Origin of the sequence: Pseudarthrobacter sp. CCNWLW207, assembly GCF_037203945.1 — a bacterium.
Classification (GTDB): domain Bacteria; phylum Actinomycetota; class Actinomycetes; order Actinomycetales; family Micrococcaceae; genus Arthrobacter.
The window spans coordinates 41,487-66,433 of record NZ_JBBCBS010000012.1 but is presented as its reverse complement, the minus strand read 5'-3'; the positions used below and the strand labels follow the sequence as shown (position 1 = coordinate 66,433).

The following is a 24,947-nucleotide window of genomic DNA, read 5'->3' as shown; positions in this document are numbered from 1 at the left end:
TTCGCCCTGCCCACGGGCATTACTAGACGCCGGAGAGATCCAGCCGGCGCCGGTAGAGGGAGAGGTTCGGGTGGGTTTCGCCCTGCCCTCGCTCTTCCTCTGCCCGCTCCTCATCGGTGCGGGAATCTATGGGGGCCAGGAGCAGCTTGCGCAGCTCCTCCGGTGCGGTGTCCCTGACTTCGGATACCTCCATGTGGAGTCGGTCAGCCAGGGAGCGCAGGCCCGTGGTGGTGTCCCGGTACGCCGGATTGTTGACCGGTGCGACGTCGACCAGCTGGACGGCCAGCAGGGTCCGCATCGGGAAGCCTTCGGGGGTGAAGTCCCAGTCGTCGGCAACGGTCCGGAACGCGAAGCTGGAGTAGCGCAGGTCACCGCGCTTGGCCAACTCCCGGACGTCCCTGCCACTGGAGGTATCCGGCAAGGCGACGTCATACCGCAGGCCGGTGCCGTCTACCTCGAGCGTCAGTGTGCCGCCCTCGCTGGTGCCCAGCAGGTGGTTGTCGTCGTGGTTGTACCGGGCGAGGACGGGCACCTGGTCGGCCAGCGACTTGTTGAAGGCCACCGGGTCCACCCGCTCGACGAAGCCGCCCAGGTTCTGGGAGAGCCTGTTGAAGACGGAGGCGTAACCGCTGAGGGTGCCCAGGCCCGAGGGGGTCTCCCGGAATTCCACCGGAAGGCTGATATGGCGCAGCTCCAGATCACGCACCGGAACCACCTCCGTTCTGTAGTTTCTTCACTTGGCCGAACCAGAGTTGCCACTGTTCGGTCTCTTCTTTGGTGAGCATCTCGAAGTCCTCGAACTCGCGGACCTGCTCCAGGGTGTAGGCGCCGATTTCGAGTCCGACCTTGTAGGCGTCCATGCGGGACTTCAGGTCACCGCGGGCGCTGGCGTTGAGGTTGAACTTCACGTACAGGCCCGGGTTCAGGAGCCGGTTCAGGTGGTGCTCCAGTCGGACGGCCGTGGGCTGCAGCGCCCGGCGGATGAACTTCTGCTGGTTGAGTTCTTCCGTCGTGTACTTGAGACTGCTGCCGGAGTCCCCGCCGATCTCCTCGGGGGGCACCTTGTAGATTGCTGCGATCTGGTTGGCCGTGGCCTTGATCGAATCGAGGAACTGGACGTCGGCCATGGACAGGCTCAGCTTGCTGTAGTCCCAGTCATTGCCGGAGACAAACACATCGCCGTTGGTCACCGAGGACTTGAAGCGGCTCTTGACCACGCCGGCTTCCATTGCAGAGAGCTGTTTGGTCGTGTTCTTCAGGTGCCCGGACGGAACGCCCGAGCGGCGGAACACGTTCGTCCCGAAGTCCTGGGCGCTGCGTGCCATGTCCAACTGCTGCCGAAACAGCTCGATGGGGGAGAGCCCCACGACAGAACCCGGGACCACGTACTCGGCGATGTGGACCACTGAGGCGTATTCGAGTTCCTTGCCGTTGTGTATGTACACCGGCAGCGGGCCGGACTCGTCCACGTAGACGCTGTCAGGGTTGAGCCACTGGACCTTCGACGCACCGAAACTGTCGTAATCAACGATCGTCCCGTAGGCGTTCCCCCGGAGTTTCACCGAGGTGACGCACTGGTGAATCCAATCGATCCGTGTTCCCAGCAGATTCGGGTTCGGGTTGAGGACCAGGCCCGGCTGCTTCGGCATGGAAGCCTTGCCGCCGGATGGGGTCTCCTGATACCCGGCGAGAGGCGTGACGGCCAGTGAGTCGGCGATCAGGCTGGTTGCCGAATAGACCGGGACGACCCGCAGGGCGCTCTTCATGCTGCTGCTTCTCAGCCCGCCGTCTGTGGAGAACCCGCTGCCGAGGACCCCGTCCAGCGATCCGGACCGTTGTTCGTTCCCGAAGAAAACACTCATCGGCTGGCCCTCCACGAGATAGCAAGCAGAGCCAGCCCTGCCACGGCGAGCGCGGCAGGAACAAAGACCAGGGCAATGCCGGCGACGATCAGGGCAGCGCCCACAAAATCGAGGACCGTAGTAACCCAGGGGCGCATTCTCATCTCCTTCTAAAGCACTGAATCCAGCACGTTGTAGTTGTCGCCGGCCTTCTCCTTGAAGAGCCAGCGGGCAAACACCACGGCGTACAGACCGGAGATGTCAGCGAGGGTGCGGTTACGGGCGAAGATCCACGCGCGGCCACCGACCGATTGTTTGACCGCGTTACCCATTGCCGTGTTCAGCAGCGGGTCATTCTCGAACCGAAGGTCACCGACCAGGGCGTCGTCGTAGAATCCGCCGCAGGCATCGACCCTGTTTGGGCCGGACACCGGTATAACTTCGAAGCCTTCAGCTTCGAGATCCTTGCGCAGGGACTTCGCCGCGCCGTTGCCGTCCAGAGCGATGATGTTCCCGCCGAACTGTGACCGCAGTTTGACCAGTGCCGAGACGACGCCGGCCGTGCCGAGCAGCTGGTCGTACAGCTCCACGTAGCAGGTCTTGCCTGGCACTGTGGACGCTGCGGCCATGGCGATGGATGTTGTCTCACGGTCCGGTGATGTGTCGATGGTCCAGAACGGTGTCCCGACCCAGGCATCTTCGTCGCCAGTGTGGTAGTTCGATTCCCACGCCGAGGTGGGGATCACCCGCGGCGGCGTCTTCGGCTTGGGCCACCAGCCGAGCCATGCGCGTTCCCACTCGCTCATGTCCTTGGATGCATCCCGCAGGGACATCACACGGTCAAGGCTGATCGTGTGTCCGATGCCCGGATGGGTCATGGATACCGACTCTGGGTCGGCCGGGTCCCAATCATCGGGTGCCGAATACTCGATGTAGCAGGTCCGGGTCTCGCGTCCGGATTCGACCAGGGCGCGCCCGACTTCCACCTTGTCTTGCAGGTAGCCCGAATGCGCCTTGCCGGCAGCGGACAGCACCCATAGTTGGGAGCCATCGACGGTCATCAGCGTGGGCTGGAGACCGCCTTCGAGGGTGTTGTCAGCGTGGGCGTAGGCCTCGTCGATGTGCCCTTCGTGGTTCATGTCGCCGTGGCCGGCGTTCTCGGACACGGTATCGATGGCCAGTTCCGAGCCGGTCTTCCATCTGACTGCTTCCTCACCGCCGCGCCAGCGTGGCTTCTCCAGCGTCTCGCGGAGAGGTGACCGGTACAGCGGGAGGTAGAAGTCATCGCGGAGCCGCTTGAGCGCCTTCAGTCGGTTCTGCGCGGTGTAGATCATGCGGCCGTCGATGGTGGTCAGTGCCCGGTGGGTGAGCTTGGCCCGGCTGATTGTGGTCTTCCCGGCACGCCGGAGGACAACCAGGATGATGGTGTCGTACCAAAACAGGCCGGTTGCCGGGTCGATCTCGCACGTGACGGCGAGTGCGTCCCTCTGCCACGGCATCGGTGCGCGGCCTGAAGCCTCCATGACCTTGCAGACCGAACCGCCCAGAGTCTTCCTGGTGTAGTTCCGTTGGGTGGCGAAGCGCGGCGCGGGGTTCCTCGGCTCAGTCATCCGTCGTCAGTAGTGCCGACATGTCCCAAGAGCTGGCCGCTCCGGCGGCTGTCTCGGTCCTACGCAGCCGGTCGAAGACGTTGAACAGGCGGGACTGCATGCCGCTGATCAGGTCCGGGCGCTCCAGCTGCGGGATCTGATCCAGCACCCGGGCGTTGTACTTGGCCAGAACCAGGAGAGTTTTCTTGAATGGCGGCTCACCGATCAGCGCGTCAAGCTCTGAGATGAGGGTGGTTTCGATCTGGCCGGCGGGCGCCGCCCAGGCGATGGCCATCGACGACGGCTCAATCTCGGGCGCTGTGGGGAAGAAATGCTGCGCGGCGTCCACGTCAGTGGCTTCCTGCAGCCGCTTCTTCGCCCGGTACGCGGCGTTGTCATCGCTCTTCGCCTGGCCGCAGACGTCGCACCGGCAGCCCTTCCGGTAACCGGTCAGACCCGGCTTATCACCGTGCTTGACGGCCGTACTTCTCTGCTTCGCCATCGTGGCCTCCTGCCTGCGTCGCTGACCAGATGTAACTTGCCTCGGCACCTATTGGAGCGGAGACAGATAGCTACTTGAGCGCCAACGGGGTCGCTGTAGTAGGGACGTTCAAACCGATGCCGGCCGAGCCAACACCATAGGTCCGCGGTTAGGAGCTTCACACCGGCTCTGCATTCAGACCGTAGGGCTGACCTGACTTCTTTGGATCGCAGCGAACCATCAGCGAGCCTTCGCCGAGTTCGTGATACCAGGCACCGGGGCCATGGACCACCTTCACGCCGCAGTGCTTGCACTTCTGCGCGGGCTCGATCCAATCGCACCTCGGGCAATACCTGAACGGTTTTCCGTGGAAGGGTGCTTCGGGGCATTCGTCCGGTGACTTGCTCATCGGGTGTTCTCCTTCGTGATGGTGTCCCTTTCAAAAAGGGAAGATCAGGGGTTTTCCAAGGGAGAGAAAAAATGGAAGATGCGCGGGTCGCCCACACTCCGAATTCCTAAAAAATCCGCGTGTTCTAGCGGTTTTTCATCGCGGCTTGCAGCTTCGTAAGCGGTCGTTCGGTGCGCCGGGCACCTGCCTTTGCCAGCCGCCGGCGATGGTTTTCTTTCTTCACGTTGCACCCGAGATGCATGGGCTGAAGGTTCCAGCTCGCGGTGGGGTGGCCGCCGTCGATCAGGGCAATGATGTGGTCGAGCGATGGGCCGAGGGGATGCCGAGGCCGAAGCCCGAAGACGATCTCCTCATTGCACCAGGCGCAGACCGCGCCGGGTATGCAGTACCTCTTTACTAGGCGTTGCCATGGCCTGCCTGACCTGCCACGCCTCGGGTCCCACTCATCAAGCGCCGGCATCTGACCCACCACCTGCACACATGAGAAGAGCCCCGCCGGCTAACCCGGTCGAGGCTCTGACTGTGGCTGGGTGCGAAACACCAGCTCACCCCATAATTTAGATCCTTAAGTCAAGTATGTGTGGGACGTCGGCGTGTCCGGGCGTGGCGAACATTGTTGGCGTTTCAGCTGCGGCTTCGTGCATCGCGGCTTCCGCTTCCGGCCAGAAGCAGAAGCCCTCGCCCTGATGCGTGCCCGGCTGCCACATCGTCCCGGGCACGTCGCACACACCGGACACTGCATGCCAGTCCCACGAGTTGTCCATGACCGGGCCGGCGTGCTCGTCGCAAGCCATGGCGGCCCAGTCGGCGGGGCCGGTGATTGGGGAGCCGATAGTCAGATGCCAGGTCGCAGGCTTCCCGCAGCGGGGGCCGTCTGTGATCCCGGCGTCGTAACCGCAGGTGTTCTCCATCGACGGACGGGCAGCGCCTGGTTCTCCGAGTGGACGTCTCTGGCTCATTCAGTTCCTCGCTTTCATGTACTTCTTCTTGAGTGCGCTGGCTGCCCTGCCTGGGCGCCGGTTTGCGTGCGTGTAGAACCACTGGTCAGCTGGCACACGGTGGGTGATATCCACACTGCACCTGACTACCTTCTTCCCGTCTGAGGTCTGGATGGCAACGACTTCCCCACGGCACGGGACCTTGGTCTTGTCCGGCCCTGGCACCAGCTGATGGCAGTGGTCCGACTGGATCTTCACCTCGACGGGCCTGCTCCGGTAGATCACACCTCGCACGTCCCAGGCCACGGCGGCCAGCTCGGTGCACACTGCGCGGACGTGGCCGGCCGATGGGTGGGTGACCAGGTAACCGCTGTGCCAGTTGACTATCCAGCTGGCCAGCAGCCCGGCCGACTGATCAGCAGGCAGCCGCCGGTCTGGCAGGTCAAGGATCAGCTGGCCGATGATGGTCCTGATGATCGAGAGCGCACGGGCCCGGACGTCGGCGACTTCCGGGTTGATGGGCAGCGGCGGGTAGAGATCCCCGGTTCCGCTGACGGGCTCGGAGCTGGCGGCGCGGCCACTCGGAAGCATGGCGTCTTCGAGGTCGGACCAGCACTCGGCGATGTCGGCCACGCTCTTGTTGAGTCCATCGGCGCACATCGGGCATAGGTGACTGCCTGCGGCGGCGGGGATTGGTTCTTCGTCGTGGAAGATGCAGGCGTTGGGATATGCGGCCTGCTTGATCGCGATGCGGTAGGGCAGCTTCAGCACCCGGCCGTCAGGCAGCTCGGTTCGGTAGACGTATCCGAGATCGCATGAATCCATCAGGCGTCACCCCGCAGCTCTTTGACGATCCGCCCTGACTGGAGGTCTGACGGGCGCCAGACCCCGGCGTTCAGCTTGGCCAGGGACATGCTGGTGATCCAATCGAATTGCTCGGGGGACATGCGCCCGGAGTCGGTCTTCAACTCACGGAACAACGCCCGGCAACGATGCTCGCTGACCATGACCAGATCGGGGAAGCCAGGGGCTGAGCGCCGGCTGTTGTGGGTGTGGTAGATCAGGCGGTACCCATGGAGCTTGGCAAGGTCGATGACCTGCTGCTGGAACTGGGCTTCTGTCAGTTTCGGAATGAAAGCAGTTTTAGGATCAGGCATTGCGTCCTCTGGTCCGTGGTCGTCTGCGGCGGGGTTTGGTTTTTGATTGAGGGTTTGGTTTAGCAGGGGGCTGGGCTGGTCTCCCTGCACTGCCCGACCCATGACCCGTCCCATGACCCGACCCGACATATCTAGATCCGTCGGGCTTGTGACCTGCCGGATCTGGCTGATCGGCGGTTGCGGGTGTGGTGGCGCTTCCTTGGCCCGGTGTGTCGTCGGTGCTGCTGGCCTGGCCGGATGGTGCTTCCGTTGCCTGGATACTTCCCGGAGCTGCCGGTGTGGGCTGCTCGACGGGGCGCGGCGCTGACGGCGTGCCGTCGGCTGTGGTGGCCTTCTTCTTGAGTGCGGGGTGTTTGGCGCTGGGGGTTACGTTGTGGCCGTGCTTGGCAAGCCACGCGGCTGTTGAGGGGGAGTAGAACGGTTCGGACGGGGCCGGCTGGAGGTCCAGGGCGTCGTCGTTGTCCTTCTTCTTCGAGTTGCATTCACCGCAGGCGACGACGAGCGTCTCGATGGTGGCGGCCTCGCCGGATATGACGTGGTCGTAACTGCCGGCCCTGGTGTAGCTGCCGGCGCGGGCTGACTTGCGGTCGGCGCCGAAGTAGACGATCTTCAGGCAGTAGCGGCAGGAGTCGCCGTCGCGGAGCCTGACGGCCGAGGTCAGCTTGGTGTCGCGGGAGTCGCGCTTCTGCTGGTTCATCCATTCCTGCTCGGCCTTCGTGATCAGGTGGATGAAGTCCGGGTCTTCGATGATTTTCCAGGACGGGGCGCCGTCGGTCTCCAACTGCTCCAGCAGGCCGCTCTGCTCGGCGACCTTGATCAGCTGTGAGTAGTTGGGGCCTCCCATCATCATTGCCACGCCGAATTCGATTACGTAGTCGGTTCGGTGCGCGGCCGATTCGAACGCGCACCGCAGGATGAAGCCGAACATTTCGTTGACGCTGATCTCGCCGTCGCTGAAGTGCGGGGCGTTCAACGCCTTCGGGAACGTTGCGGCCTTATCGCTGCCTTTGAGCCAGGACACTTAGCTCTGCCCTGCCTGGTCCGCGTTCCGCGCGTCGCGCACTGCTGCAAGGATGCGCCGGCCGTGCGCATGGAGGATCAGGAAGCCTGCTCCGAAGAGTCGGTAGACAAGGTCCGTGCCCTCATCCTCGAACGACAGTAAGACCTGCAGCACGGCTACGGCGATCGTGGCCCAGTACTCCACGGAAGCTTCGCTCGGCTTACGCCAGCCCTCCGGCCACTTCCACTGAACTCGCTTCGGCGGTTTCATCGGTGCTTCCTCTTTTCTTGCGATCATGGATCGCCTGGACCAGGGCCATGCCTTCGGGATCGGCGAGCGCTGGCGGGTCCGGTTCGTCGATGATGATTGGCCGGCTGGATGTTGGGATTGTGTACCTCATGCCAAGGCCTCTTGCCCGATCCCGTCACATCCGCAGTCGCACATGCAGTAGTCGGTTTCGTCGGTCTCTTCGTTCCACGCGAGACGATCGCACTTCTGGTGATTGCTGTCGCGGCAGTCGGGGCTTAGCCGGGTGCTCATGACTTTGCGCCGTTGATGAAGGTGACTCCGGAGCCTTCCCGGAGGATCTCGCCGGTTCCGCCGTCAACGATGCCGGGGATCGGCCGCTTTCCGGTCCGACGTTCCTGGGCGTTGCTCAGCATCTCGCGGGCCTGTTCGGCCTCGTGCTCGCGTAGCGGCTCGATGTGTAGGATTCGGGCCGTTGCGATGTCAAGGCCGGTGTCGATGTCGCGGGTGATGGACTTGCAGTCGATCATGGCGATGACCATCTGCGTGTCGGTGGGCCGCGCTACCAGGTCGGAGTTGATGGACCCGAGTCCGTCTTCGTCGTATTCCTTGGGTAGTGAGCTGCTGAGCTTCGTCATGCGATCACGCCCGATACGGTGAACAGCCAGATGGCCAGCGGCACGCACACCGCGGCTTGCAAGCAGTTGAGCTGCATGCCGCCGCGGCCTGTCCACACTTTGTTGCCGAGGTAGACGGCCAGCAGGCGGATCACCGCAACGAGTGCAAGCAGGCCGGCGAAGACCGAGGCGGCGAGTGCGAGGTAATTCCAGAAGTTCATGTGTTGTCGCTTCCTGTTCCGTGGGTGGGGCAGTCGGGGTTGGTAGGTCGGATATGGCGGGGGTTGTAGCGCCAGGCCGGACAGCTGCAGCCGGGGTAGCGGTTGGGTCTTCGGCTCCAGGAGGATGCGGCGCCGACTCCGACGTCGTTGTGTTCCCTGCCGTGTTCGTCGGTGACCATGGCTGCCTCTCTGGTGGTTCGGTACTTCGGGGGCCCGCCCGGATTCGAACCGGGGCCGGTTGCTGATTCCTCATGGGGGGATTGGTTTCAGCAGGTGGCTGCCTATCGGGCCCGTGCGGTGCCGGGGACGCCGGCACCAGGGTGAATCACTCGGGCCGGTCCACGGCGCCGCGGGCGCGACGCTCGGCGAGGAACTTACTCATCCCCATGTCGTTGGCCGGAGCTGGCGCTCCCTTGCGCGGGAGCGGCGGGGGCGGGGGCTTCAGCGCCGTGCCCGTTGAGACCGCAGCGGTGACCTTCTGCTTCGCCGCTTCCTTGGCCGCCTCAGCCGCTGCGGCGGCAGGGTCGTCGTACCGTGAGTAGATCGACCAGGTCGTCTTGTCCTCGTTCCGGCGGACGACGATCTCGCACTTGTTCTGCCGGAAGACGTTCGGCGGCTTGTTGCTGGGCCAGTCAGCAATGACTTTCGCCCACCGTCCGGGGTTCTCTTTGAGCTGGTCAATGATGTCGTGATAGATCCCGCGGGCACCAGGACCGATACCGCGCCGAGGCGGTTCTTCCCATTTGATTTCAACCATGTTCCTTGCCTTCCTGTCAGGAGCAGCGGCATTCGCCGGTCTGCTGATTGATGACGCCATTGCATGAGCCGCAGCGTTCGAGCTGGGCGGGCTGGTCGTTCTGCGCCTTGGTGCTCACGCGGCGGCCCACCCGTTCAAGTTGGTCCCGTTCTGGCGGCAAGCACCGATGGTCAGCCAGCCGAAGTCGAAGGCGGTCACCCGGTCGTCGAAGATCGGTTCTTCGATGACGTGGACGATCCGGTCAGCGTCCCAGCAAGTGAGGAGCCAGCGGCCGTCGTCGGTCTGCCGGACACCGGCCCGCGGGTAGCGGGCGTCCTTGACAAGGAACGGGGCATTGACCCGCTCCACCTCGTTGAGGGCGTCGGCGTGGTTCAGGACGTCGGTCCGGGCCTTCCACTGCCTACCGGCCGGGGCGGCCTCCTCAAGGATGGAGGGCCGGAACCCGCAGGAGCAGACCGGGTCGTTATCAGGGTTGCGGGTGAGGAAGTGGCTACTCATCGTCTTCGTCTTCTTCTTCCTGGTCATCATCGGGTTCGGACATGAGGCTTGCCATCCGCTCGTCGTATTCGGTCTGGAAGTGGTCAAGTACTTCCTGTTCGACGCTGGAGAGTTCGTAGTGGTACACGGTGCCCAGGTCTTCGATCCAGCCCTTTGTGTGCCACTTGTAGGTGAAGTCCCCGGCGTCCCATCCTTGGAGCTTCAGCAGTTCGTCTTCCTGGGACTTGCTCGCGAGGTGCAGCAGGAGCGCCATCTGTTCAACGGTCATGTCCTGAAGGGCTGCCTTGATAGCGAAGTGGTCATCTTCTTTATTCGGGGCCCGGCCTGTGATCTCGGCGAACAACGTTGTGCGACGGTGCAGGTGGTCGAGCAGGAGCCGGTAAAGGGCTTCGTCGGCGGCGCCTTCGGGTGGCGCCTTGATCACGGTCTTGATGTGCTCAGCGCGGACGGCGTGGGCGATATCCAGCGCGGCGGTGAGGGCGGCGTCGCGGCGTTTGGCTTCCTTCTCTTCCTCGGTCATCTCCGGCTTCGCGGCTCTGGGTGCCTTGGCCGGCTTCTCGTGCCACTGGATGTCGCCCCATGTGTCCACGATGCACTGGTGACCGGCGGCGACGTGCTCCGCGATGGTGATGGCGTTGGCTTCGTTCTCGTAGATCCGATTCCAGCCGCCGGTGTACAGGGTGGCTTCGGGGACGTATTTAGCGCCGGCGTCTTCGAGATCCTTCGTCGCTTGCTCTTTCTTCGCCGGGGCATCGCGGCGGCGGGTCTCCATCCGGACAGTGAAGTTCCAGTCACGCCCGCTGGCCGCGGCTTCGAGCAACTTCTCCGTGGCGTCCTGGTCCTCGGCGAAGTCGACAAGAACAAGTGCCTGGTCAACGTTGAGGGTGTGATCCTCCAGCTTGCCCTTAGCGTCCTCATTGAGTTTGTTCAGCAGCAGACGCTTCCGGACCGTGGCCTGCGAGCGCCCGGTGGCTTTGGCTACGGACTTGACGGAGTAGCCGGGGAACTCGAGGAGTGCCTGGTAGCCCTCGGCTTCTTCGAGGACCGTCAGGTCGGTGCGCTGGGTGTTCTCGACGATCATGGCTTCGAGCTGGCGGGGCTCGGTGTTGATGTCGTCGCGGATAACGCAGGGGAGGCTATCGACGTTGGCGAGCTTGGCGCCCGCGTGCCGGCGGTGGCCCGCGATGATGATGTATCGGGAGCCGGTCACGGGGTTGTCATCGGGGCTGCCGAGGTACGGGGCGACTACCAGGGGCTGGAGGATGCCCTGCTCGCTGATGCTGTTGGCGAGGTCAACGACGTTGCCGACGTCGCGGCGGACGTTCTTCGGGTGGACGACCAGCTGGTCGATGTGGATCTCCTGGAATCGGGTGCTCACAGTCCGGTGTCCTTCCTGGTGAAGTCGATCAGGTCCAGCTCGGCAGCGCGGACGGCTTCGGCGGCTTCGTTCTCAACGCCGAGCGCGAGACTCAAGGCGTCTTCTGCTTTCGCGGCCTCGGCTTTGGCGATGGCCAGCAGCTTGTTGGCGTTGGTGCACTTGCGGACGAGAGCCGAAAGCTCGACGTTGTCGGCCGGTGACCAGAGCGGGCCGCGGAGGAGGTGCGCGCCAGGCACGTAGTGCTGCCTGGCCCTCTCCAGTACTTCCTGCTGTCCGTCCGTGAGGATGGGAAGTACCTGCACGGAGACGACGCCTGCAAGTCCTTCCATAGGATCGTTGCCGAGGAACTGCTGTTCTGTCTCGACTGGCTGTTCGGTCATGACTCTGGTCCTGTCTCAAGTACGAATCCGGCGGTGCCGGCTATAAGGAAGGTGACGCCGGCCAGATAGCCGGAGTTGATGATCGGGAAGGGAGCCAGGGACGCAATGAAGGCGAGGGCCCCGAGGATCAGGAGCGGGGTGTAGAGGAACGTGCGGCGGCGATTCCGGCCGACCCGCACTGATGGGGGCCTCATGACCGGTACTCGTGGATTGAGAAATTGGCGCGGTGCACGCCGTTGATCAGGATGTGCTTGGCGTGGACGTCGACGTCGATCGTCTGCGGCGCCGGCCACTTCCCGCGGGCGTACGTGGTGAGCTGGGCGGCCAGCTCCTTGTTGTCCCGGTAGTGCAAGTCAGCGCGTTCCTTATAAGGTGCGTGGCCCACGGGGTGGACGACGGCGAACCGCTTGATGCGCGCCTTCACCGGGAGATCCTGTCCAAAGCCAGGCCAAGGTTCGCCTTGACCTGGGCGACGTCGTCGGCGTTGTGGACGTTGACGACGGCGATCGGGCGGGGGCCGGGTTTGGGGCCGGCAGCCGCGAGCGCCTGGGGGGTTGGCGTCGCGGCTGCCGGAGTCTCAACGGCGGGGAGGTGGCTTTCGATGTGCGCGGGCTCGCAGTTGTCACAGACCTTGTCAGGGGAGTGGGCGCAGCGGTTCAGGTCGGCGGCGGCTTCGGCTGCGTCGCGGGCGGCCAGCTCCTCCAGCCCGTCGCCGTAGCGGTCTACTGACTTCTCTACCTCGGCAATGAGGTTGTTCGTCTGTTTGACCAGGTCTTCCAGCGAGCAGGAGAGGTGGTCGAGTACCTGGTCGGCGTTGCCGGTTCGGTCGAAGGTCCGCATGGTGCGGACGGCGTTGGTTACCTGGATGGCGGAGTTGATGACGTGTTCCGCCAGCTGGTGCCGGCGGGTCTTCTCAACTGCAATGTGCTTATCGGTCAGCCCGGCACGGCCGCCGAGGCGGCGGTCCTCGACACCGAAGAACAGGTGCCGGGGCGGCTCCACGATCTTTTCCTGTGAACTCGAAGCGTCCATTGATAGACTCGATTCTGATTCGAGAGCCAGGTGACCCGTCGCAAAGGGCCTGGCTCTTGGGTTATCGAATGGCGGTCCAGTGGATTTCTTTGGCGAGAGGTCACTGGACCGCTTCTTTGTTGCCTGGGGAGACCGAGGCTGTTAGGGAGATTCGGCCGCCGGCGCAGCTTCCGCTGGCTTGAGGGCCTCTATATCGCTGGGGTGGAACAGGTAAGCACCGCGAAGACCAGGGAGCTTCTGAGCTGGGCTTAGGTCGCCCCGCTCAACGAGCCGAATAATGGTCCGCCAGTTCTTGCCCGAGACCTCGGACGCTTGCGCTGTCGTGATCAGGCTGGGTGCGGTTTTTGGCATGTGTCAAAGATAGCGCATGGTTGGCATATGTCAAAGGCTTGTCTCAAGAAAGCATCAAGACATGTGTGTTGAATTACATAAAAATTGTGATTGCGAATCTAGACAAAGCTTTGTCTGTGACATAGCTTTGACTCATGAGCACCCAACCGATGCACAGTCGAGTCCCGGAATTTCAGCTGAAAGACCGGCTCCGTTTAGCGCGAGAATTGAAAGGCCTTGAGCAGATTGACATTGCCGGGGAGCTTGGCATCAGCCGAGCCACAGTGTCGAATTATGAGCGGGGCAACACGATGCCAGGCAAGCTTGTTGTGAACGCCTGGGCTGTCGTATGCGACGTAGATGTCGAATGGCTGAAGACGGGGATGGCAACGGCCATCAACCCGTGTGATCCGGACGGCGGCGAAAGCACCCCAAAACCTGAGTCGGTCTCAGATCGCAAGCCTTTGGATTAGAAGGCCGCTGCTCTATCCCCTGAGCTACTGGGGCACGTGGTGTCCGGAGCCTATATTCCGGGCGCATCAAAAGTTTACATGGCCCCGGCTGCTGCGACGCTCACGCAGGCACCCGTCCTCCACAGCGCCGTTCTTGGAAGCGTTGTTCACATACGAAAAATTGCCCCTCGCGGGAGCACAGAGTCCACGCGAAGCTGGTTTTGCCCGGTTGGGCACCACCTTCGAGACAGGACTTCATCATGAGCGACATCATCACCATCCGGGGCTTTGTGGCCACAGACGTCACCACGTCGACCACCACCACCGGCGTTGGGACGGCCTCGTTCCGGCTTGGATCCCCTTCCCGTCATTTCGACAAAACTTCGGGCACATGGGTCGAGGACCACATGAATTGGTTCACGGTCCAGGGCTACCGCCAACTGGCCGGCAATATGGGCTGCAGCATCAAGAAGGGCCAGCGGGTCATCGTGGTTGGCCGGTTGAAGCTGGCGAGCTGGGAACGGGACGGACGCGTCTTCCACACGGCTGAAATAAACGCCGACGCCGTGGGCCACGATCTGAAGTGGGGCTCAGCTAACTACAACCGGACCCCGAAGAACGAGCTGCCGGACTCTGAGGTGGCAAACCGGCCCGGCGGCGACGGTTATGACGGGACAGGAGGGGACCCTGAGCCTGATGACTACACGGAGGAAGACGGAATCCCGAAGGACGTCACCATCGAGGACACCAATGGCGACTACGTCACCCTGGACACCGAAACGGGCGAGCTCGCAGGGGCCGCGACCTGAGGGCGCCGCGCTTCATGCCACGCCGGGCGGCCGCTCCACGGCCCGCCACGCCGCAACAACCCCCGGCGTTGCGGCGTGGCAGAATGGCGGCATGACGAGCACGACGAATCACCGGCCGAACCATCAAGAAGCTCCCCGGCCGGGATTTCCGTCATCATCCGGCGCTTCCTCCCGCAAGGTACTCATCGCGGTTGTCGCCTGCCTTGCCGGTGCCGCAGCACTGACGGCTTGCACCGCGACATCCACAGCAGACCCGAGTGCCACGATGCCGGCGGGTACCACGGCGCCGGCCGCTGCCCAGGCAACCGGCCCGGCAGCGGAAGAAGACCCTGCCACATCCACGCTGAAGCAGACCCTTGCCGACGCCCTGAACCGCCTGGCCGCCAGCACTCCAAAGCCCGCCACGGCCCAGGTAACGGATGCACTTGCCGGGGTGGGTATCCCGAAGGCGGCCCTGGAGGTTTCCGAAAGCCGCACACCCACCGGGCTGGATGCCGACGCCATCGAAGCGGCTGTCCTGCAGGGCGCGGACTGTGTCATCGGGCAAATCCGCGACGGCAGCGTCACAGTCACGGTGCTGCCGGTGCTGGCGAGCGGCAAATGCTTTGTAGGGGCTCCCGCCTGACGGACGAATGTGAGTTATCCCCGCCAACCCACTAGATTTGGAACCATGGCGGAATTTATCTACACAATGACCAAGGCCCGTAAGGCCGTTGGCGAAAAACTTATTCTCGACGACGTAAGCATGTCCTTCTTCCCGGGCGCCAAGATTGGTGTTGTTGGCCCGAACGGTGCCGGTAAGTCCACCATTCTTAAGATCATGGCCGGACTGGACACACCGTCGAACGGCGAAGCGCGGCTCAGCCCCGGCTACACGGTGGGAATCCTGCTCCAGGAACCGCCCCTGAACGAAGAAAAGACCGTCCTCGGCAACGTCCAGGAAGGCGTGGGCGAGATCTACGGCAAGATTCAGCGCTTCAATGAGATCTCCGAGGAAATGGCCAGCCCCGACGCTGACTACGACACCCTCCTCGAAGAGATGGGCCACCTGCAGGAAGCCATTGACTCGGCCGATGCCTGGGACCTGGACTCCCAGCTGGAGCAGGCCATGGACGCACTCCGCTGCCCGCCCGCCGATGCTGACGTCACGCTCCTTTCCGGTGGTGAACGCCGCCGCGTCGCCCTGTGCAAGCTCCTCCTGCAGAAGCCTGACCTGTTGCTGCTCGACGAGCCCACCAACCACCTGGACGCCGAGAGCGTGCTGTGGCTTGAACAGCACCTGTCCAACTACGCCGGCGCCGTCCTGGCCGTCACCCACGACCGGTACTTCCTGGACCACGTTGCAGAGTGGATCGCCGAGGTTGACCGGGGCCACCTCTACCCGTATGAGGGCAACTACTCCACTTACCTGGAGAAGAAGCGCGCCCGCCTTGAAGTCCAGGGCAAGAAGGACGCCAAGCAGGCTAAGCGCCTCACCGAAGAACTTGAGTGGGTCCGCTCCAACGCCAAGGGCCGGCAGACCAAGTCCAAGGCCCGCCTGGCCCGCTACGAGGAAATGGCCGCCGAGGCGGACCGTACCCGGAAGCTTGACTTCGAAGAGATCCAGATCCCGCCAGGACCGCGCCTGGGCGGACTGGTCCTGGAAGCCAAGAACCTGCAGAAGGGCTTCGACGACCGCACGCTGATCGACGGACTCTCGTTCAGCCTTCCCCGCAACGGGATCGTTGGCGTCATTGGCCCCAACGGTGTGGGCAAGTCCACGTTGTTCAAGACCATCGTGGGCCTGGAGCCGCTCGACGGCGGCGAGCTGAAGATCGGTGACTCCGTCAAGATCTCCTACGCGGACCAGAGCCGCGGAGGCATCGACCCCAACAAGACCCTGTGGGAGGTCGTCTCTGACGGCTTGGACTACATCCAGGTGGGCCACGTGGAAATGCCGTCCCGCGCCTACGTCGCCGCGTTCGGCTTCAAGGGCCCGGATCAGCAGAAGAAGGCCGGCGTACTCTCCGGCGGTGAGCGCAACAGGCTGAACCTGGCCCTGACGCTCAAGCAGGGCGGAAACCTGCTGCTCCTTGACGAACCCACCAACGACCTCGACGTTGAAACCCTCAGCAGCCTGGAGAACGCACTGCTGGAATTCCCCGGCTGCGCCGTGGTGGTTTCGCACGACCGCTGGTTCCTGGACCGGGTTGCCACCCACATCCTCGCCTACGAAGGCGACGAGGAAAACCCCTCCAAGTGGTACTGGTTCGAGGGCAACTTCGAATCCTACGAGGAGAATAAAGTGGAACGCCTGGGTCCGGACGCCGCGAAGCCGCACCGGGTCACGCACCGCCGCCTCACCCGCGACTGAACAACCGCGCACTGACAGTACGAAGCGGAAAGGCCGGCACCCTGCAGGGTGCCGGCCTTTCTCGTTAAGCGAAAGTCAGTGAGACGCGAAGCGAGCTAGTCGCGCCCGGCCTTGCGGATCTGGTGCTCCAGGACTTTGGACTGGAAAGCCCCCACCACCTTGTTCTTGAGGTCGGTGGGAACCCGGACCATCCCCTCCTGCGCCACGGACGCCACGTGCTGGCCGGCCCTGTTGAAGATCTTACCCGTGGCCAGCCCCCGGGCGCCCTGGGCGCTGGGGGATTCCTGGACGTAGAGCAGCCACTCGTCCACGCGGGCCGGGCGGTGCCACCACATAGCGTGGTCGAGGCTGGCCACGTTCATGCCGGGGGTGATCCAGCTGAGCCCGTGCCGGCGGAGAATGGACTCCAGCAGTGTGTAGTCGCTGGCGTAGGCCAAAGCGGCTCGGTGAAGGTTGGCGTTGTCGGGCATCGGTCCAAACGTCTTCATCCACACGGCATTCCGCGCTTCCCGTTTGCCTTTGGCAGACACATACAGGGGCGGATCCACGTGGCGGATGTCGAATGGCCGCTCGTAGGCCCAGTGCCGGGCCACCGGGTGGTCGAACTTGCCCAGGAGGTCGGCTGTGCTCGGCAGCGATTCGGGATCCGGGATTCCTTTGGGCATGGCTGATTCGTGCTCGATGCCTTCATCCTCGCCTTGGAAGGACGCGATCATCGACAGGATGGGCACACCCTCCTGGTAGGCATGGACCCGGCGTGCGGAGAACGAGCGGCCATCGCGCAGGCGCTGGACGCCAAAGGTGATGGTTTTGTTGGCATCGCCTGGCCGCAGGAAGTAGCCGTGCATGGAATGGACGTGGCGCTCAGGGTCCACCGTCCGGGTGGCGGCGATGAGGGACTGGGCCAGGACCTGGCCGCCGAAGACCCGCTGGTGCGGCTGCTGCTGTGAGGGCCCCAGGAAAATGTCCTCGTCGGTGCGGGCCCCCTCCAGTTCGCCCAGGTCCAGGAGCTTGATCAGTGATGTGGTGGGGTCACCGCTGGGCGGGGCCAGCAATCCGGCGTCGGCTTCAGTCATGGTTCGACTCTAGACGCCACCCCGGCACCGCTCAAACAACGTACAGCCGGTAGTGTTCTTAGTGTGTCTGATCTACTCACCCAGTCCTTCCGATTCGCCGATCCGCGTGATCTCGCCGACCTGCGTACCTTCGCCACGCGCGCCAAAACAATCGACGACGGCGCCATTCGGCTTCAGGCAGCAGGCTCAGTCCTGGCGGCGTACGTCTGCGTGCTGAGGCCAAGGCTGCTGGGCGAATCAACCCCCACCATCCTGGGTTTGCGCACTATGGGGCTCGCTGAACGTTCTGAAACTGATGTCACGGTCCCGCTGTCTGCGGTCCTGGATCGTCTCGCCAGGGCAGGGGAGGGCGACGTCGAGCTGCCGGTTCCGCCGTCCACCGTCACCGAATCCTGGACCGGAGTCGGCGCCCCCAGGACAGGCTGGGAACTGATCCGGTCCGTACCGGATGCTGAACTGCGCCAGGCCGCCGATGCCGGCATCGCCGAAGTTGCCGGCATCGTGCCGGACAAGCCGGGCGCCTTGATCGTCAACAATGCCCGGGCCGCAGTCTGGGGCCGGCCCCTGGACGATTCGGGGCTTCCGGCTGGAGCCGCGTTCGCCGCGCTGACGCTGGGGTTCCTTGGCGAGGGTGACCAGAAGCTCTACCGCACTGGCCGGTGGTTCCGCCTTACCGGCGCCCGCGGGCACGTCCTTGCGCGCACCGGGAGCGGACTGGGCTAGGCCCGGCTTGGCAAACAGCCCGGACCCGGGCTCAGCTGTCGGACGGGCTGTTCACCATAGACAGTGCCGCACGCTCCATGTAGTCCCATAGCGTGCCTTCGTACAACGGCGGCAGCCCCAACGAGTCCACGGCCGCGCGCATGTGGAAGAGCCAACGGTCCTTCGCCTCGGGCGTGACCCGAAACGGCATGTGCCGCATCCGCAGCCGGGGGTGGCCGCGTTCCTCGCCATACGTGGTGGGGCCACCCCAGTACTGCTCCAGGAACATCAGGAAACGGCGCTTGGCCGGGGCAAGGTCCTCTTCCGGGTACATCGGACGCAACAGCGGGTCGGTAGCCACGCCGTCGTAGAAGACATCGATGAGGCGAACGAACGTCTCATGGCCGCCCACTGCATCGTAGAAGTTGTCCGTGTAGCCTGGCTGGCTGAAAGGGTCGTTCTGCATCAGCTGGCGCGGCTGCTGCGGCTCGGCGGGTGTGCTCATGTCCCTATTCTCCGGCTTTCTGGTCAGTCTTTTTAGTCTCGGTGTTGGTGGCAGGCTCGTGCAGTGCAGTTTCCGGGCCGGCGGCGGGCGCATCAGGCACCGGCGCGTAGTTTCCTTGGGAACGGTTGCCGACACGGAGGATTTCGCCGTTGCGCAGGTACCAGATGGCGCCGTCCTCGGACCGGACCCGGGTGATGCGCAGGCCCATGGATTCCACAACCCCCACCACCTCGCTGGTTTCGATGACGTCGCCGATTCCGTACTGGTCCTCGATGGTGATGAAGATGCCGGCCAGGAAATCCCGGATCAGCTGCTGGGCGCCGAAGCCAATGGCCACACCGAGGATTCCCACGCTTGTCAGCAGCGGGGCGATGTTGATGTCCAGGTTCTGGAGGACATACATGCTGGTGATGACGGCCACCAGCACGCCTACGATGCTGTTGAGCAGCGATCCGATGGTTTCCGCGCGCTGGACGCGGCGCTCATGATCCAAGGCCCGGATCGCCGGGGCCACCCACTTGAAGTGGGCCTTCTTGAAGAAGTTGCTCCCGGAGGCCACCCGCCTGCTGATCCGGGAAATCACGAAGGTTGCCACCAACCAGATAGCTACGCCGACGCCCAGGCTGATGACAATGCCGGTGACGCTGACGCCGTCGGGCTCGGAGGCGAGGGAAGGGGTGATCGACAACGTGCTGAACATAAACGGTAAAACTCCTTGGGGGTCTCCGGCGGGGGCCGGGATGGTGCTCGCCGGCGCTCGGGTTTCGCCCGGCGCGGAAGGCTCTGTTCTCTTTCAACCCTAGCGCCGTAGCGTGGACCCATGCGCATCCTTGTATTGGGCGGAACTGCCTTCCTGTCCGCAGAAATAGTCCGGCAAGCAGTGGCTGCGGGGCACGATGTTACGTGCCTGGCCCGCGGTTCGGCGGCTCAACCGCCGGAGGGCGCTCAATGGTTGAGGGCGGACCGTTCACTGGGCGCGAACGCTTATGACGGGGCCACCGGAGTTTGGGACGAAGTCATTGACGTGGCCCGCGATACCGTCCAGGCGACGGATGCTCTGGACGCACTGGCAAACAGAGCCGGCCATTGGACGTTTGTGTCCAGCTGTTCGGTCTACGCCGACCATTCGACCCCGGGAGAGGCGGAGGACGCCGCCCTCCTGCCTCCCCTGCCCGCCGGTACGGTATCCGCCCCCGAAAACTACGGGGAGTCGAAGTCGGCCATCGAGCAGGCAACCTTGACTGCGGCCGCAGCCAAGGCGCATCTCTGCCGGGCCGGACTCATCGGCGGTCCCGGCGACACAACGGATCGCTACGGCTACTGGCCGGCGAGGTTCGCCCGGGACAATGGACCCGTCGTCGTCCCCGACATACCCGGCCACGCCACCCAAGTCATCGACGTCCGCGACCTGTCCCTATGGATTCTCCACGCCGCGGAGAAGGGTGTCACGGGCGCACTGAATGCATTGGGGGACCAGGTGCCCTTCGCCGACTACCTTGAGGGCTCGAAAGCCGCCGCCGGCTACCAGGGCGAGGTCCTAACGGCGCCGGAGGACTGGCTCGTGGACCATGGAGTCGATTATTGGGCCGGGCCTGATTCCCTCCCGCTGTGGCTGCCGCCGGGCCACGACGGCTTCTGCACACGCAGCAACATGGCTGCCCGTGCCGCCGGACTGACAACGCGCCCCTGGCAGGAGACTGTGGCGGACACCCTCGAGGACGAGCGCCGCCGCGGACTGAACCGCCGCCGCAAGGCCGGGCTTGCCCCCGCCACGGAAGCCCGTCTCGTGGACGAGCTCCGCCGAAGCGTATGAGTCCCGCCCGCCCAACTGAGTAGCAGCAGATGTTGTTCTGAGCCCTCAAAACGACATCTGCTGCTACTCAGTTGGGGTCATGCTGTCAGGGTCACGGGATCGTGGTGCACGGGGAAATTGACGCTCCGGGCAATGAAACAGACCTGGTTTGCTTCGTGGTGCATTTGCTCCGCCAGAGCCACGTGGGCCGGGTCCGCCAGCGTCACCCTCGGGTGCAGGGTCACTGACTCAAACTGCCCGCTGCCGTCCCGGTTCAGGCGCATCGTCCCCGTGGCTTCGTCCCGGTAGTCCGTAACGATGACGCCGTGCCGTACCGCCACGTGCAGGAAGGACAGCATGTGGCACTGGGCGAGAGCGGCGAGGAGAAGTTGCTCGGGGTTGTAGCGTGACCTGTCGCCATGGAACGTCGGGTCAGCGGAGCCCGGGAGCACCGGCAGCCCCGGAATCAGGACGTCGTGGTCCCGCGAGTAGCCCCGGTAGGACGACGTTCCCTCCCCAAGGTTGCCGGTCCACTGCACCGTCAGTTCATAGCGGTGCTCACCCAGGCTCATGCCGCACGCCTAGGCATCGCCGGGAAGGACGTCGGCTGCACGGGCGCGCAGTGCCCGGGCAACGCCGTCGCGGTTTTCCAGCATCATCCGCCGCAACGCGGCGCTTTCTGCCGGGAGGGCGGCCAGGAAGCCGTCAGTCCGGTCGATGGTGGCCTGGGTGGTCAGCAGGGCCGGGTAGAGCCCGACGACGATCTGCTGGGCCAGTGCGTGGGTGCGGGTGGCCACGATCCCAGGAACCGCCTCGAAGTACTTTTCCGCGTACGGCTCCAGCAGGGACCGGTCCAGGACCCGGGTGAATCCGGTCACCGCAGAGCCCTGGAGTGCGTTGGACAGTTCGCCCTTGACCACGATCGATTCCCACGCGGCCGCCTTGGCCTCGGGCGTGGGGATCGCGGCCTTGGCCAGGGCCGCCGCGTTCTGCCCACTGGCGGTGTTGTCCCGTTCCAGTTCGGCGTTGATGTCCTCCGTGCCCAGGCGGCCGCCGGCTACCAGGGATGCCAGGAGCTCCCACCGGAGGTCCTGGTCCACGGCCAGCCCGTCCAGGGGTGTTGCGCCGGACAGAAGGCCGGCAACGGTATCCAGCTGCCCGGTGCTGCGGGCCAGGAGGGCAAAAGACTTCACGAACTGCAGCTGGGCGTCGGATCCGCCCGGCACAGTGTTGGCGAGTTCCCACAGCGTGTCCACCGCTGCCACAGCAGTGGCCTCGCGGTGCTGCTCAGCGACATAGAAGTTCAGCGTGGTGGCCAGCTGGCGCAGCTGGACCAGGATCACCGAGGAATCCGATTCCGCGGCGACGTTGGCCAGGATCAGATCAACGTAGCGGCGAGCGGGGGTCTCGCCGTCGCGCGCCGCATCCCACGCGGAATTCCACACCAGGGTGCGCGGGAGGCTCTCACTGAAGTCCTTCAGGTGTGCTGTGGCCGTCGCGAGGGACTTTTCGTCCAGCCGAACCTTGGCGTAGGCGAGGTCGTCGTCGTTGACCAGGATCAGGTCCGGCTGCGCCAGTCCGGCCAGGGCCGGCACCTCGGTGCGCCCGCCGTCGACGTCGAGTTCCTCCCGGTGCACGCGCTCGAGCTTGCCGGCGCTATTGAGATTGTAGAAGCCAACGGCAAGGCGGTGCGGACGGATGGTGGGCCACTCCTCAACGGCCGACTGGACTATCACGAAGGAGGTGAGGTTCCCGTCGCCGTCCACCTCCAGCTCGGGCTTGAGCGTGTTGACGCCGGCCGTTTCCAGCCACAACTGGCCCCATCGGTCAAGATCCCGGCCGCTGGCTTTCTCCAGCTCCACCATGAGGTCGCTGAGCTCGGTGTTCTGCCAGGCGTGCTTGCTGAAGTACTCCCGCACGCCCGCCATGAACTGCTCCGGACCGACCCAGGCCACCAGCTGGCGCAGCACGGAGGCGCCCTTGGCGTAGGTAATGCCGTCGAAGTTGACCTCCACATCCTGCAGGTTGTTGATTTCGGCGAAGATCGGGTGCGTGGTGGGCAGCTGGTCCTGGCGGTAGGCCCAGGACTTCTCCACGGAGGCGAAGGTGGTCCACGCACTGGTGAAGGACGTGTTCTCCACGGCGGCGAGGTGGGACATGTATTCGGCGAAGGATTCGTTGAGCCAGAGGTCATTCCACCAGCGCATGGTCACCAAATCGCCGAACCACATGTGCGCGAGCTCATGCAGCACCGTGATGGCCCGCCGTTCGATCTGCGCGTCGGTGACTTTGCTACGGAAGACGTACCCTTCGAGGATGGTGACCGCGCCTGCGTTTTCCATGGCCCCCGCGTTGAACTCGGGCACAAACAGCTGGTCGTACTTCTCGAACGGGTACGGGCAGCCGAACTGGGCCTCGAAGAATTCAAAGCCTTGCCGGGTCAGCTCAAAGATGTTTTCGGCATCGAGGTATTGCATCAGTGATTTCCGGGCAAAGACGCCCAGCGGGATGACCCGTCCGTCAGAACTGGCCACCTCGCTCCGGACCGACTGGTAGGGGCCTGCGATCAGCGCGGTGACGTAGGAAGAAAGCCTGGGCGTCGGTGCGAAGGACCAGACGGAGCGCGCCCCGCCGTTGTCCCCGGGAGTGGTTTCCTGCGGCGCGGGGGTGGGGGAGTTGGAAATAACGTCCCAGTGCGACGGTGCGGTGACGTTGAAGGTAAACGTGCCCTTGAGGTCCGGCTGCTCAAAGACGGCAAACATGCGGCGCGAATCGGGCACCTCGAACTGGGTGTACAGGTAAACCTCGCCGTCCACCGGATCCACGAACCGGTGCAGGCCTTCGCCAGTATTCATGTACGGGGCGTCGGCAACCACCGTGAGCTCGTTGGTGGCCTCCAGGTCCGGCAACTGGATCCGGATGCCGTCGGAGACGGTGCCGGGGTCCAGGGCACGCCCGTTGAGCGTGACGCTGTGGACCGTGTGGGTAATGGCGTCGATAAACGTGGAGGAACCCGGTTCGGCTTCGAACTTTACCGTTGTGGTGCTTCCGAAGACCTTCTCGCCCCTGGTCAGGTCCAGGCTGACCGCGTAGGAATCGACAGTGATCAGTTCGGCGCGCTCGCGGGCTTCGGTGCGCGTCAGGTTAATACCTGGCAAGGGGGCCTCCAGAAGGGTTGCTGTTGCCGGCGGGTGATGGCCTGCGCCGGGCACTGTGAAATCATTCTTTCATTTCTTGGGCGGTTGGCAAGTTACCGCGATCACATCCCGACACGGCGGGAGTAGCGTTAATGCATGGGCAAGTTCAGGGATGCGGTGGATGCCAAGGCGCTGCGGTTTGCTGTCGGGTTTCCGGTGCTACTGGCCGCGGCTTTTGTTTTCTGTGCCTTCCTCCTCCGGCCTGACCTTCCGGAGCCGCTCGCCGTGAGCTGGACGGACGACGGCGGCGCCTCCTTTGCGTCGTTTTCCGCCTATGCGTGGGGAGGGGCGCTGATCATCGTGGCAGCGGGCTGGCTGGTCCTGTCCCAGGCCGTTCCGGTCTCCCGTCCGGCCGTGATGCGCAGGATCATGATGGGGGCCGGACTGTTCCTGAGCCTCTTCATTACCAGCGTCCTGGCAGCCGGGCTGGTGGGCCAGACCGGACTTGCAGACGCCCGCGAATCCCGGGTTGACCTGACAGTCCTGGCTCTGGGAAGCGGTGCAGCGCTTTCACTGGGGGTCATTATGGGTTTTGTTTTCAAGGCCGACAGGCAGTGGTCGCCGGAAGACGACAGGGCCTTCGAGCTGGCCCTCGCCAGGGAACTGGACCCTGACCTCGCCCGCGATTCGATCCGGCTCTGGGTCCACGCGCGCAGTTCGGTTTTTGTCATGATCACCGTGGCCACGCTCTTTCCCGCAGCCTTGATCACTATTGCCCTGCCGTGGCTGGGAGCCGTCCTCGCAGGGCTGGCCGTCGTGGCCGCGGCGTTCCTTTGCGCCAGGGTCAAGGCCGACCGCAGCGGCCTGCGGGTGCTGGTGGCCGGCGTGTTCCCGGTGATGGACGTGCCCGCAGCGGCCATCTCGGAGGCCAACGCCTCGGAGGTGAAGGCCGCTGACTACGGCGGGTGGGGCTACCGGAACCACAGCGGCACTGCCGCCATGCTGGTAAGCAGCGGCCCCGCCGTCGTCGTGCGGAAAACAGACGGCCACAGCCTCGCAGTGAGCGGCGGCAGCCCGGCGTCCGCTGCCCGCCTGGCCGAAGTCCTGACCCGGGTGGCCGCGCGGGCGCATGGCGGAGCCTCCGGCGCGGCGGGTGCAGAGTCCTAGTATTCTTGTCCCTGTTGATCTGACCCTGGCTCGAGCCGGCGCCGCTGAGCCAACATTTCTGCCCATCACCGCTAAACCGA

33 protein-coding genes are annotated in these 24,947 nt (G+C 64.2%); 7 read left to right on the top strand and 26 right to left on the bottom strand.

The features are described 5' to 3' along the window. Positions 1–22: 22 nt before the first annotated feature. The 21 genes from V9L17_RS18020 to V9L17_RS17920 all read right to left on the bottom strand — a co-directional run bounded on the left by V9L17_RS18020 (position 23) and on the right by V9L17_RS17920 (position 12,544). Positions 23–706, bottom strand: a complete 684-nt coding sequence (locus tag V9L17_RS18020) for an HK97 family phage prohead protease (RefSeq protein WP_337352363.1) — start codon at positions 704–706, stop codon at positions 23–25. Then, the gene (locus V9L17_RS18015) at positions 699–1,862 is read right to left on the bottom strand and encodes a phage portal protein (RefSeq protein WP_337352362.1); all 1,164 of its coding nucleotides are present in this window, start codon (positions 1,860–1,862) and stop codon (positions 699–701) included. Before V9L17_RS18015 ends, V9L17_RS18020 begins: the two co-directional genes overlap by 8 nt. Next, complete coding sequence (locus V9L17_RS18010) at positions 1,859–1,999, bottom strand: hypothetical protein (protein ID WP_337352361.1); 141 nt, start codon at positions 1,997–1,999, stop codon at positions 1,859–1,861. The genes V9L17_RS18015 and V9L17_RS18010 overlap by 4 nt, the downstream gene beginning before the upstream one ends. Positions 2,000–2,011: 12 nt before the next feature. After that, complete coding sequence (locus tag V9L17_RS18005; protein ID WP_337352360.1) at positions 2,012–3,451, bottom strand: hypothetical protein; 1,440 nt, start codon at positions 3,449–3,451, stop codon at positions 2,012–2,014. After that, on the bottom strand, positions 3,444–3,932 hold the full coding sequence (locus V9L17_RS18000) for a hypothetical protein (RefSeq protein ID WP_337352359.1): 489 nt from the start codon (positions 3,930–3,932) through the stop codon (positions 3,444–3,446). Before V9L17_RS18000 ends, V9L17_RS18005 begins: the two co-directional genes overlap by 8 nt. 157 nt (positions 3,933–4,089) lie before the next feature. After that, positions 4,090–4,320, bottom strand: coding sequence for a hypothetical protein (locus tag V9L17_RS17995; RefSeq protein WP_337352358.1), 231 nt, complete (start codon positions 4,318–4,320; stop codon positions 4,090–4,092). A gap of 557 nt (positions 4,321–4,877) precedes the next feature. Beyond that, on the bottom strand, positions 4,878–5,279 hold the full coding sequence (locus V9L17_RS17990; protein WP_337352357.1) for a hypothetical protein: 402 nt from the start codon (positions 5,277–5,279) through the stop codon (positions 4,878–4,880). Further along, a complete protein-coding gene (locus V9L17_RS17985; protein ID WP_337352356.1) occupies positions 5,280–6,083 on the bottom strand; it encodes a hypothetical protein in 804 nt (267 codons plus the stop codon). Beyond that, positions 6,083–6,415, bottom strand: coding sequence for a VRR-NUC domain-containing protein (locus V9L17_RS17980; protein WP_337352355.1), 333 nt, complete (start codon positions 6,413–6,415; stop codon positions 6,083–6,085). The genes V9L17_RS17985 and V9L17_RS17980 overlap by 1 nt, the downstream gene beginning before the upstream one ends. Further along, positions 6,408–7,436 carry an HNH endonuclease gene (locus V9L17_RS17975; protein WP_337352354.1) on the bottom strand — a complete coding sequence of 343 codons (1,029 nt, stop codon included), beginning with the start codon at positions 7,434–7,436 and terminating at the stop codon, positions 6,408–6,410. Before V9L17_RS17975 ends, V9L17_RS17980 begins: the two co-directional genes overlap by 8 nt. Then, the gene (locus V9L17_RS17970; RefSeq protein WP_337352353.1) at positions 7,437–7,619 is read right to left on the bottom strand and encodes a hypothetical protein; all 183 of its coding nucleotides are present in this window, start codon (positions 7,617–7,619) and stop codon (positions 7,437–7,439) included. It abuts the gene before it with no gap. Between the two features lie 16 nt (positions 7,620–7,635). Beyond that, a complete protein-coding gene (locus tag V9L17_RS17965; protein ID WP_337352352.1) occupies positions 7,636–7,815 on the bottom strand; it encodes a hypothetical protein in 180 nt (59 codons plus the stop codon). 136 nt (positions 7,816–7,951) lie between these two features. Then, a complete protein-coding gene (locus V9L17_RS17960; protein ID WP_337352351.1) occupies positions 7,952–8,299 on the bottom strand; it encodes a hypothetical protein in 348 nt (115 codons plus the stop codon). Then, positions 8,296–8,499, bottom strand: a complete 204-nt coding sequence (locus V9L17_RS17955) for a hypothetical protein (RefSeq protein WP_337352350.1) — start codon at positions 8,497–8,499, stop codon at positions 8,296–8,298. Before V9L17_RS17955 ends, V9L17_RS17960 begins: the two co-directional genes overlap by 4 nt. A gap of 325 nt (positions 8,500–8,824) precedes the next feature. Beyond that, complete coding sequence (locus V9L17_RS17950; protein ID WP_337352349.1) at positions 8,825–9,256, bottom strand: hypothetical protein; 432 nt, start codon at positions 9,254–9,256, stop codon at positions 8,825–8,827. A 114-nt stretch (positions 9,257–9,370) separates the two neighbouring features. Next, positions 9,371–9,754: a hypothetical protein gene (locus V9L17_RS17945; protein WP_337352348.1), complete on the bottom strand. Its 384-nt coding sequence runs from the start codon at positions 9,752–9,754 to the stop codon at positions 9,371–9,373. Further along, positions 9,747–11,132 carry a ParB/RepB/Spo0J family partition protein gene (locus V9L17_RS17940; protein WP_337352347.1) on the bottom strand — a complete coding sequence of 462 codons (1,386 nt, stop codon included), beginning with the start codon at positions 11,130–11,132 and terminating at the stop codon, positions 9,747–9,749. Before V9L17_RS17940 ends, V9L17_RS17945 begins: the two co-directional genes overlap by 8 nt. Beyond that, the gene (locus V9L17_RS17935) at positions 11,129–11,512 is read right to left on the bottom strand and encodes a hypothetical protein (protein ID WP_337352346.1); all 384 of its coding nucleotides are present in this window, start codon (positions 11,510–11,512) and stop codon (positions 11,129–11,131) included. The genes V9L17_RS17940 and V9L17_RS17935 overlap by 4 nt, the downstream gene beginning before the upstream one ends. Continuing rightward, entirely contained in the window at positions 11,509–11,706 is a 198-nt protein-coding gene (locus V9L17_RS17930) for a hypothetical protein (protein ID WP_337352345.1), read from the bottom strand. Before V9L17_RS17930 ends, V9L17_RS17935 begins: the two co-directional genes overlap by 4 nt. Next, entirely contained in the window at positions 11,703–11,936 is a 234-nt protein-coding gene (locus tag V9L17_RS17925) for a hypothetical protein (RefSeq protein WP_337352344.1), read from the bottom strand. Before V9L17_RS17925 ends, V9L17_RS17930 begins: the two co-directional genes overlap by 4 nt. Further along, positions 11,933–12,544, bottom strand: a complete 612-nt coding sequence (locus tag V9L17_RS17920) for a hypothetical protein (RefSeq protein ID WP_337352343.1) — start codon at positions 12,542–12,544, stop codon at positions 11,933–11,935. The genes V9L17_RS17925 and V9L17_RS17920 overlap by 4 nt, the downstream gene beginning before the upstream one ends. 485 nt (positions 12,545–13,029) lie before the next feature. Here V9L17_RS17920 and V9L17_RS17915 point away from each other — a divergent pair, with 485 nt between their 5' ends. From V9L17_RS17915 to ettA, 4 genes are all read left to right on the top strand, one after another. Next, positions 13,030–13,347: a helix-turn-helix domain-containing protein gene (locus V9L17_RS17915; RefSeq protein WP_337352342.1), complete on the top strand. Its 318-nt coding sequence runs from the start codon at positions 13,030–13,032 to the stop codon at positions 13,345–13,347. A 239-nt stretch (positions 13,348–13,586) separates the two neighbouring features. Beyond that, complete coding sequence (locus V9L17_RS17910; protein WP_337352341.1) at positions 13,587–14,135, top strand: single-stranded DNA-binding protein; 549 nt, start codon at positions 13,587–13,589, stop codon at positions 14,133–14,135. 91 nt (positions 14,136–14,226) lie between these two features. Further along, the gene (locus V9L17_RS17905) at positions 14,227–14,760 is read left to right on the top strand and encodes a DUF6993 domain-containing protein (RefSeq protein ID WP_337352340.1); all 534 of its coding nucleotides are present in this window, start codon (positions 14,227–14,229) and stop codon (positions 14,758–14,760) included. 45 nt (positions 14,761–14,805) lie between these two features. Continuing rightward, positions 14,806–16,488, top strand: coding sequence for an energy-dependent translational throttle protein EttA (gene ettA, locus V9L17_RS17900; protein ID WP_337349033.1), 1,683 nt, complete (start codon positions 14,806–14,808; stop codon positions 16,486–16,488). Positions 16,489–16,583: 95 nt separating this feature from the next. On the opposite strand, the gene V9L17_RS17895 is transcribed toward ettA, so the two are convergent. Beyond that, entirely contained in the window at positions 16,584–17,564 is a 981-nt protein-coding gene (locus tag V9L17_RS17895) for an acyl-CoA thioesterase (RefSeq protein WP_337352339.1), read from the bottom strand. A gap of 63 nt (positions 17,565–17,627) precedes the next feature. Here V9L17_RS17895 and V9L17_RS17890 point away from each other — a divergent pair, with 63 nt between their 5' ends. Continuing rightward, positions 17,628–18,287: a hypothetical protein gene (locus V9L17_RS17890; RefSeq protein ID WP_337352338.1), complete on the top strand. Its 660-nt coding sequence runs from the start codon at positions 17,628–17,630 to the stop codon at positions 18,285–18,287. Positions 18,288–18,318: 31 nt separating this feature from the next. On the opposite strand, the gene V9L17_RS17885 is transcribed toward V9L17_RS17890, so the two are convergent. Both V9L17_RS17885 and V9L17_RS17880 read right to left on the bottom strand, forming a co-directional pair. Then, positions 18,319–18,771: a globin gene (locus V9L17_RS17885; RefSeq protein ID WP_337352337.1), complete on the bottom strand. Its 453-nt coding sequence runs from the start codon at positions 18,769–18,771 to the stop codon at positions 18,319–18,321. A 4-nt stretch (positions 18,772–18,775) separates the two neighbouring features. Then, positions 18,776–19,471: a mechanosensitive ion channel family protein gene (locus tag V9L17_RS17880; RefSeq protein ID WP_337348221.1), complete on the bottom strand. Its 696-nt coding sequence runs from the start codon at positions 19,469–19,471 to the stop codon at positions 18,776–18,778. Between the two features lie 120 nt (positions 19,472–19,591). On the opposite strand from V9L17_RS17880, the gene V9L17_RS17875 reads away from it, so the two are divergent. Further along, positions 19,592–20,584 (top strand): NAD-dependent epimerase/dehydratase family protein, encoded by a 993-nt coding sequence (locus V9L17_RS17875; RefSeq protein ID WP_337352336.1) that lies wholly within the window; start codon positions 19,592–19,594, stop codon positions 20,582–20,584. A 77-nt stretch (positions 20,585–20,661) separates the two neighbouring features. Here the strand turns inward: V9L17_RS17875 and V9L17_RS17870 are convergent, their stop codons facing one another. Continuing rightward, positions 20,662–21,135, bottom strand: a complete 474-nt coding sequence (locus V9L17_RS17870; protein ID WP_337348219.1) for an OsmC family protein — start codon at positions 21,133–21,135, stop codon at positions 20,662–20,664. A 9-nt stretch (positions 21,136–21,144) separates the two neighbouring features. Further along, a complete protein-coding gene (gene pepN / locus V9L17_RS17865; protein ID WP_337352335.1) occupies positions 21,145–23,721 on the bottom strand; it encodes an aminopeptidase N in 2,577 nt (858 codons plus the stop codon). A 135-nt stretch (positions 23,722–23,856) separates the two neighbouring features. On the opposite strand from pepN, the gene V9L17_RS17860 reads away from it, so the two are divergent. Beyond that, positions 23,857–24,867, top strand: coding sequence for a hypothetical protein (locus V9L17_RS17860; protein ID WP_337352334.1), 1,011 nt, complete (start codon positions 23,857–23,859; stop codon positions 24,865–24,867). Positions 24,868–24,947: the final 80 nt, after the last annotated feature.